At 58.9% G+C, this 6,133-nt stretch carries 9 protein-coding genes, 1 tRNA gene and 2 pseudogenes; 8 read left to right on the top strand and 4 right to left on the bottom strand.

Going from position 1 to position 6,133, the window contains the following annotated elements; genetic code table 11:
- From I5M_RS12420 to I5M_RS12405, 4 genes and pseudogenes are all read left to right on the top strand, one after another.
- A pseudogene (locus I5M_RS12420) lies at nucleotides 1–437 on the top strand (glycosyl transferase family 2); the annotation flags it as partial.
- Nucleotides 438–587: 150 nt separating this feature from the next.
- Nucleotides 588–663 (top strand) — tRNA-Lys (locus tag I5M_RS12415).
- A 96-nt stretch (nucleotides 664–759) separates the two neighbouring features.
- Nucleotides 760–1,650 (top strand): ATP-binding protein, encoded by an 891-nt coding sequence (locus I5M_RS12410; protein WP_022721698.1) that lies wholly within the window; start codon nucleotides 760–762, stop codon nucleotides 1,648–1,650.
- A 1-nt stretch (nucleotide 1,651) separates the two neighbouring features.
- Nucleotides 1,652–1,942: an STAS-like domain-containing protein gene (locus I5M_RS12405; RefSeq protein WP_022721697.1), complete on the top strand. Its 291-nt coding sequence runs from the start codon at nucleotides 1,652–1,654 to the stop codon at nucleotides 1,940–1,942.
- Between the two features lie 38 nt (nucleotides 1,943–1,980).
- On the opposite strand, the gene I5M_RS12400 is transcribed toward I5M_RS12405, so the two are convergent.
- The gene (locus I5M_RS12400) at nucleotides 1,981–2,625 is read right to left on the bottom strand and encodes a hypothetical protein (protein ID WP_148287867.1); all 645 of its coding nucleotides are present in this window, start codon (nucleotides 2,623–2,625) and stop codon (nucleotides 1,981–1,983) included.
- A gap of 445 nt (nucleotides 2,626–3,070) precedes the next feature.
- Between I5M_RS12400 and pufB the strand changes: the two genes are divergently transcribed.
- Together pufB and I5M_RS12390 are read left to right on the top strand one after the other, a co-directional pair.
- Complete coding sequence (gene pufB, locus I5M_RS12395) at nucleotides 3,071–3,214, top strand: light-harvesting antenna LH1, beta subunit (protein ID WP_022721695.1); 144 nt, start codon at nucleotides 3,071–3,073, stop codon at nucleotides 3,212–3,214.
- Nucleotides 3,215–3,226: 12 nt separating this feature from the next.
- On the top strand, nucleotides 3,227–3,406 hold the full coding sequence (locus tag I5M_RS12390; protein ID WP_022721694.1) for a light-harvesting protein: 180 nt from the start codon (nucleotides 3,227–3,229) through the stop codon (nucleotides 3,404–3,406).
- A gap of 446 nt (nucleotides 3,407–3,852) precedes the next feature.
- On the opposite strand, the gene I5M_RS12385 is transcribed toward I5M_RS12390, so the two are convergent.
- Both I5M_RS12385 and I5M_RS12380 read right to left on the bottom strand, forming a co-directional pair.
- Nucleotides 3,853–4,059, bottom strand: coding sequence for a hypothetical protein (locus I5M_RS12385; protein WP_022721693.1), 207 nt, complete (start codon nucleotides 4,057–4,059; stop codon nucleotides 3,853–3,855).
- A gap of 63 nt (nucleotides 4,060–4,122) precedes the next feature.
- Entirely contained in the window at nucleotides 4,123–4,524 is a 402-nt protein-coding gene (locus tag I5M_RS12380) for a RidA family protein (RefSeq protein WP_022721692.1), read from the bottom strand.
- 201 nt (nucleotides 4,525–4,725) lie between these two features.
- Between I5M_RS12380 and I5M_RS12370 the strand changes: the two genes are divergently transcribed.
- Nucleotides 4,726–5,604, top strand: coding sequence for a DMT family transporter (locus I5M_RS12370; RefSeq protein ID WP_022721690.1), 879 nt, complete (start codon nucleotides 4,726–4,728; stop codon nucleotides 5,602–5,604).
- A gap of 98 nt (nucleotides 5,605–5,702) precedes the next feature.
- Here the strand turns inward: I5M_RS12370 and I5M_RS12365 are convergent, their stop codons facing one another.
- Nucleotides 5,703–5,945 carry a BrnA antitoxin family protein gene (locus I5M_RS12365; RefSeq protein WP_022721689.1) on the bottom strand — a complete coding sequence of 81 codons (243 nt, stop codon included), beginning with the start codon at nucleotides 5,943–5,945 and terminating at the stop codon, nucleotides 5,703–5,705.
- A 43-nt stretch (nucleotides 5,946–5,988) separates the two neighbouring features.
- Between I5M_RS12365 and I5M_RS34415 the strand changes: the two are divergent.
- Nucleotides 5,989–6,133: pseudogene (locus I5M_RS34415) on the top strand (hypothetical protein); the annotation flags it as partial.

Here is a 6,133-nt window from a genome sequence, read left to right as displayed (position 1 = left end):
CGGTGCAATGGACGGTGTCGCGCGCCGTCGCCCAGGGCCTGATCACCGAGCACCTCGCCTTCGCCCGTACCTCCAAAGGCGGCCTGACGCGGATGTCGATCGAATCCCAAGCGTTCTGGGAGGCCGTGATCGGCGTCCTGCTCTTGATCGGCGCGGGTGTCCTGATCGCCTCCAACAGCTTCCGCCAGATCACCGAGATCTACATCTTCGCCGGCGTGCTGGTGCTGCAGAGCCTGCCGTTCCTGTCGGCCGTGGCCATCGCCATCCTGGAGAACTCACGAATCAACGCCTTCGAGTGGTGGACCTCGACCGCGATCCGCACCGCAGAGCTGATCGGCCTGCGGCCGGTGACTCTTCCGCTGTCGTCGCCAATGGCGCCGGCGCAGGTCGTGGCGCCGCAGAAGGTGCCGTCCGACGTGCCGCGCGACGTGGCCTGAGGGAAATCAGAGGCTTCGCAGTTGATCGTCCACGCGAAGCCGCGGCGATAAAGCGCTGTGGATACGCTGCAATCTGGCGTCGACGCGGTTCGCAGCCCAACCGGCCGCTATTGACCCCAGCCGGTCCGCCCCCTACACAGCGCCCTACGTGAGCGCGTAGCTCAGGCGGTAGAGCACGTGACTTTTAATCATGGGGTCGAGGGTTCGAGTCCCTCCGCGCTCACCATGAGATTTCAATGGGTTATTCTGATTCGGATTGGACCTTGGTGGCGTCGGACGGGTGTCTGGGCCACATAGGGGGACCACCTAAGGTCTGACTAAATTGTCCTATGTTCTCGATCTGCCCTCTCAGTTCGACGGCACGGCCATTTCCACCTTCGCCGCGGACGCCGCCAAGCTAGCGGCGAACGGTTCTTGGCCGCCCGAGGTAGCGATAAACTTCGCGACGCTCAGATTTATTCGCCCGGCTGGCATCGTCTTCCTCAGCAACTTAGTTGGTTGGCTTAACGAGCAAGGCACAAAGGTCATCTTTCAGAATATCGACATAACGGGTGACGCAGTTAGGTTTCTGGATGACTCGCTCTTTTTCGAACAGCACTGCGGAGCAAAGCGCAGGCTAACGGCCGCACCGCGGGCAACAACCCGACCACTAATGAAGATCGCGCACAGTCACTCGCATGATTGGCTGCGCAACGATCTGATTCCTTGGCTATCGGACAGGCTCGGAATTAACCAAGGATCGCTCTACTCCTTTCAAACGTGCCTTTCGGAACTCTTTAATAATATTCAAGACCACACTAGATACGATATCGGCACGATCTTTGCTCAGCACTTTCCGAAAGAGAAGCGCGTCTACGTTACCCTTTCGGATTTTGGGATTGGAATCCCAACAAATGTTCGCAAAGTCGTCCCCCAACTCTCCGACAGCCAAGCAATCGTGAAAGCGACCGAGGATGGATTTACAACCAAAACAACGCCTCGAAATCGAGGAATCGGACTAGACTACCTTCTGAAACAGGTAGTGGGGAACAACGGCGGAACAGTAACATTTTACTCGGGCCTTTCTGCCGTTCGTTTTGAGCAACGGTTTGGCAACGTTGGCCATCAAGAGCTTTGGACCAACGGCTTCTGTCCCGGCACAACGGTTGATATTGTGCTCAAGACAGACAACATAAAATTCGAGCCTGACGAACCAGAAAATCTGGAGTGGTGAAGTGCAGATCTCGATCCGAAGGACCTCCGGCTACGCCGATACAGCGACTCAAGGAGAGATCATTTTGCAGATGCTCCGGTCGGCGCTGCGAAGCGGGGCCAATGTAACGATCGACTTCGATGGTGTGACTACAGCCACGTCATCGTTTGCGAATACCGCCTTTGTGCCGTTGCTTGATGAATTCTCATTCGACCAGATCAAGCAACGCTTGCGTATCGTCCGATCAACTCGCCAAATTAACGAGATGATTAAACGTCGTCTTGACCGAGAATCATCGAACGTAGCAGCGTAGAAAGCCCGGCTCCGACCGGGCTGTTTTTTTGATTCAGACTAAGCTGCGGCGGACGATTGAGCATTGAAAAACTCATCAGCCCAAGCTAGTTCGCTCGCCACCATGGGGCCAACAACCCTTGGTATCGCGTCGGAAATGAACAACGAGCGTTTTCGCAGATCAAGAATCGAAGGAATGCAGTCGCTGAATTCAGCTAGACACAGATTTTCTTTGAGCAAGTACAGCCCGCAAGCGGCGAGATTTTGCGTTAGCGATGGGGATTGCGTCGCCCAAGTGTGAACTAATCTCCGCTGCCCTTCCCAAACATATCCGAAAGACGGCTCAAGCTTGATTTTCAAAGTACCGCCCGGACTAGAAATCACAGCCGAAGGTACATCGAAAAATTCGGTATCCGTTATCGGATTGATCCACTTCTCGAAGGATTTGAGAGCGTCAAGATTGTGCTTCTTTTCAGTAATGCGATTGATCTTCGAGATAGGGAGAGAACACTCCGCAAAGTTCTTGCCTTCGAGAGTTCGCGCGCGCAATGCCTCTTTCAGCATCCAATAGAAGTCGTAGCCGCCCGGCTTCAAATAACGACCATACTCTGCGACTTTTTGCGGAGAGGTTTTGCTCAGAATCTTCAAAAACGAGTTGAGTGACACCGTCGGCATCGTCGCCCCCGAATCAGTTGAATCAATCAATCCTGCTGATTCGGTAGACAGCTGGCAACTACTTATCAATTACATCATCAGTTCAGTTACTATGCGATGCACAGCCCTTTCCGCCCACGCCTGCGACCAAGTTCGTGACGTCGTCGTGAGCGGACGGCAGGTGATTGACCAGCCGCGGGTTGTCCCCAAGGGGGATCATTAGAGAATTCAATTTCGGCAACCGGTCCGTGCAAAGCGCGGTCTTTGGCGCTTCGGACGGCGTGTAGCCAATTCCTACCGACGCAAAACGCCTCGCGCTGAGCGCGACAAGTCGCTTGGCGGTGCGCCGATACTCCGCGGCAATTACCTACAACCATTGTCGCTCACGAAAATTTGTTCTGGCGCAATGTTTCGGGAGGTTGGCCTGAACATGATGCGGGCCGTCGAGCTGCACTGCAGCTTCGGCAACCGCAAAACTCAATGTTGAGGTTTCAAGATGGCTGACAAGACACTGACCGGACTTTCGGTCGAGGAGTCGGAAGAGCTCCACAAGCACGTGATCGACGGCACCCGCATCTTCGGTGCGATCGCGATCGTCGCTCACTTCCTCGCCTACGTTTACTCGCCCTGGCTGCACTAAGGAGTACTGACCATGAATCAAGGTAGAATCTGGACTGTGGTCAGCCCGACCGTCGGCCTCCCGCTGCTGCTCGGCAGCGTTGCCGTCATCGCGATCCTGGTGCACGCGGCTGTTCTCAGCCACACCACCTGGTTCCCGAAGTACTGGAACGGCAAGACCGCCGCGATCACCGCGCAGGTCGATATCGGCTGATCCAACTCTTTTCGAGTTGGTTTGCAGGGCCGGGCTCCTCACGGAGCTCGGTCTTCGCATTTTTGGGGGCTATGCTTACTTACCGCGGCTCCACTTTTGATTAAATCAGAGCTTGCGATGTGAAAGCGCCGCCACAAGTAAACCCTCATGGTGAGGAGGCGCGAAGCGCCGTCTCGAACCATGGCGGCAGATGCCCCGTGGCCCCATCCTTCGAGACGCCCGGCTACGCCGGGCTCCTCAGGATGAGGATTCGGTGCCTGTGAAAATTAGCTGCTGCTTGAAAGCAAACGCCCCGGAGTGAAGCCACTCCGGGGCGCGCTGATCGAAAGTCTCGAACCTCGGCACGGATCCGAGACACAGCGATGAGAGCTTAATTCCGTGGCGTTTTCAATTGACGCCGATCAATCGCTGGCTGGTTCGAACTCAGCCAACAGTGGCGATTGATATCAGGCGCGCTGCTGCGGCGGCGCCAGTTGCATGGCGGTGCGCTTGATGGTCTTCGCGACGAGCAGCGCCTGGTCCTTCGAGAGAGCGAAGTTCTGGATGCCGTTCTTGGTGGTCAGCGACAGGATCAGCAGGTCCGGCTGTTGCTCGGGCCATCCGGTGGCGAAGGCGGTAACGAAATCGGCCGACTGTTCGCGCGGCTGGTTCATCGGAAAACTCCTCGACTGTGTCGGCCGTGGTGTGGACCGAAACAAGCCACCTCCGCAAGCCCGTCAGCGCGCCGGCAGGAACGCCGTGACTTCGATCTCGACCTTGGCGCGGCGATCGATCAGGCCGTCGATGAAGAGCAGCGTAGACGGCGGAAAATGCCGGCCCAGCGTCTCTTTCCAGGCGGCGCCGATGCCGGCGCCTGCCGCCTCGTATTCGTCGCGGCTGGTGAGGTACCAGGTCAGACGCACGATGTGTTCCGGGCCAGCGCCGGCCTCGGCGAGCAACCGGACGATTCGCTGCAGCGAGGCGCGGACCTGGGCGGCGAGGTCATCCGACTCGTATTCACCGGCGTCGTTGATGCCGGTCTGGCCGGCCAGCACCAGCCACTGGCCCGGTCCACTGAACGCGAGGCCATTCGTGAAGCCACGCGGCTTCGCCCAGGCTTCCGGCTGCAACACCCGCATCAGTCGTCCTCCCGATTCGTCGCTGTTCGGCCGCCTTGGCGACGGCTCGCTGGAGCGCATCGGCGCACAAGCTCACGGCAAAATCAACCGACGCCGCGTCGCGGGCGGGCCGCGCATCCTGGCGTTGCAAAGCGTGCCGACCTCGTCGATACCTCGGCGCAGGAAACGCTTGCGGACCAACCAGAACATAACAAGGCGTCGATGCCCCGCCCCCAATCCAAACTGATGGCCGCCGCCTGGATGGCCGGCTGGCTCAGCCTGATGCTGATCGTCGCCATCGGCGGCCGCGAGACGCTGCGCGAGCTCAACGTGTTCCAGGTGATGGAGCTGCGGTCGGTGATCGGCTTGGTCATGCTGCTTCCGCTGGTGTACAGGGCCGGCGGCATGAGCGCGATTGCGACCACCCGACCGCTGCCGAATCTCGTCCGCAGCGTCGTGCATTACGGTGCGCAGCTCGGCTGGTTCTTCGCGCTGACGCTGATTCCGATCGGCCAGGTGGTGTCGATCGAATTCACCATGCCGATCTGGATCGCAATCTTTGCCGCAACCTTCCTGGGCGAGCACCTGAATGCAAGCAGGATCGCAGCCGTCGTCCTCGGACTGATCGGCGTGGTGGTGATCGTCCGGCCCGCGACATCCAGCATCGATCCCGGGCAACTGATCGCGCTCGCCGCCGCGTTCGGCTTCGGCATCTCGGTGACACTGATGAAATCGCTGACGCGGACCGAGACGACGATCGGCATCATCGTCTGGATGCTGGTGATCCAGAGCGTGCTCGGCTTCGCGCCGGCGCTGTATTTTTGGCAGTGGCCGTCGAACTACGCGTGGGTCTGGATCGTCGTGGTGGCGTTCGGGGGAACGTTCTCGCATTACTGCATGGCGCGCGCCCTGACCTACGCCGACGCGACGGTCGTTGTGCCGATGGACTTCCTGCGCGTGCCGCTGTCGGCCGCCGCCGGCTGGTTGCTCTACGGCGAGCGCCTCGACGCTTACACGGTGCTGGGGGCGGCGCTGATCCTCGCCGGCAATCTGCTCAACCTCCGCAAGCTGCCGGCGTCGCCTCGACCGCAAGACGCTTAGAGCGTTTTCGAGCGAAGCGGATAGCGGTTCGCGTGAAGAAAACGCGTCCGAACAAAATCTAGAGCTCCGGTTCCGACTTTATTAGAACCGGAAAAGCTCTAGTCGAGGCCGGCGGCTTTGCGCAGTGCGGCATTGATCCTGTCCTGCCATCCCGGACCATCGGCCTGGAAGTGTTCCAGCACGGCCTGATCAATCCGCAGCGACACCATTTCGCGCACGCCTGGCAGTGCCTGACGCTGTGGCGGTGCTTCGACCGGCTTGGTCGTGGCCTTCTTGAATGCGGCTTCGGCCTCGGTACGCGCGTCGTTCAACGTGCGCGGGCGACGTGGCGGTTGGGACATTACGAACCTTTCACAGGATGCTGACGAAACGAGAGACAACGAATTGGTCAACGAAATCCAGGAGGTCTACCGGCTGCAGGGCGTGTTGATCAACGATAAGCACATCGAGGTCATCGTCCGGCAGATGCTGCAGAAGATCGAGATCACCGATCAGGGTGATACCGACATGATCTCGGGTGAACAGGTCG

The organism is Rhodopseudomonas sp. B29 (assembly GCF_000333455.1).
Lineage (GTDB): Bacteria > Pseudomonadota > Alphaproteobacteria > Rhizobiales > Xanthobacteraceae > Rhodopseudomonas.
Note: the sequence above shows the minus strand (reverse complement) of the source record. Positions and strands in the feature narration are given on the sequence as shown.

Bases quoted from the DNA above. Each gene is read 5' to 3' on its own strand.
- pufB (WP_022721695.1), top strand. From the start codon at position 3,071: ATGGCTGACAAGACACTGACCGGACTTTCGGTCGAGGAGTCGGAAGAG.
- I5M_RS12390 (WP_022721694.1), top strand. From the start codon at position 3,227: ATGAATCAAGGTAGAATCTGGACTGTGGTCAGCCCGACCGTCGGCCTC.
- I5M_RS12385 (WP_022721693.1), bottom strand. From the start codon at position 4,059: ATGAACCAGCCGCGCGAACAGTCGGCCGATTTCGTTACCGCCTTCGCC.
- I5M_RS12380 (WP_022721692.1), bottom strand. From the start codon at position 4,524: ATGCGGGTGTTGCAGCCGGAAGCCTGGGCGAAGCCGCGTGGCTTCACG.
- I5M_RS12370 (WP_022721690.1), top strand. From the start codon at position 4,726: ATGCCCCGCCCCCAATCCAAACTGATGGCCGCCGCCTGGATGGCCGGC.
- I5M_RS12365 (WP_022721689.1), bottom strand. From the start codon at position 5,945: ATGTCCCAACCGCCACGTCGCCCGCGCACGTTGAACGACGCGCGTACC.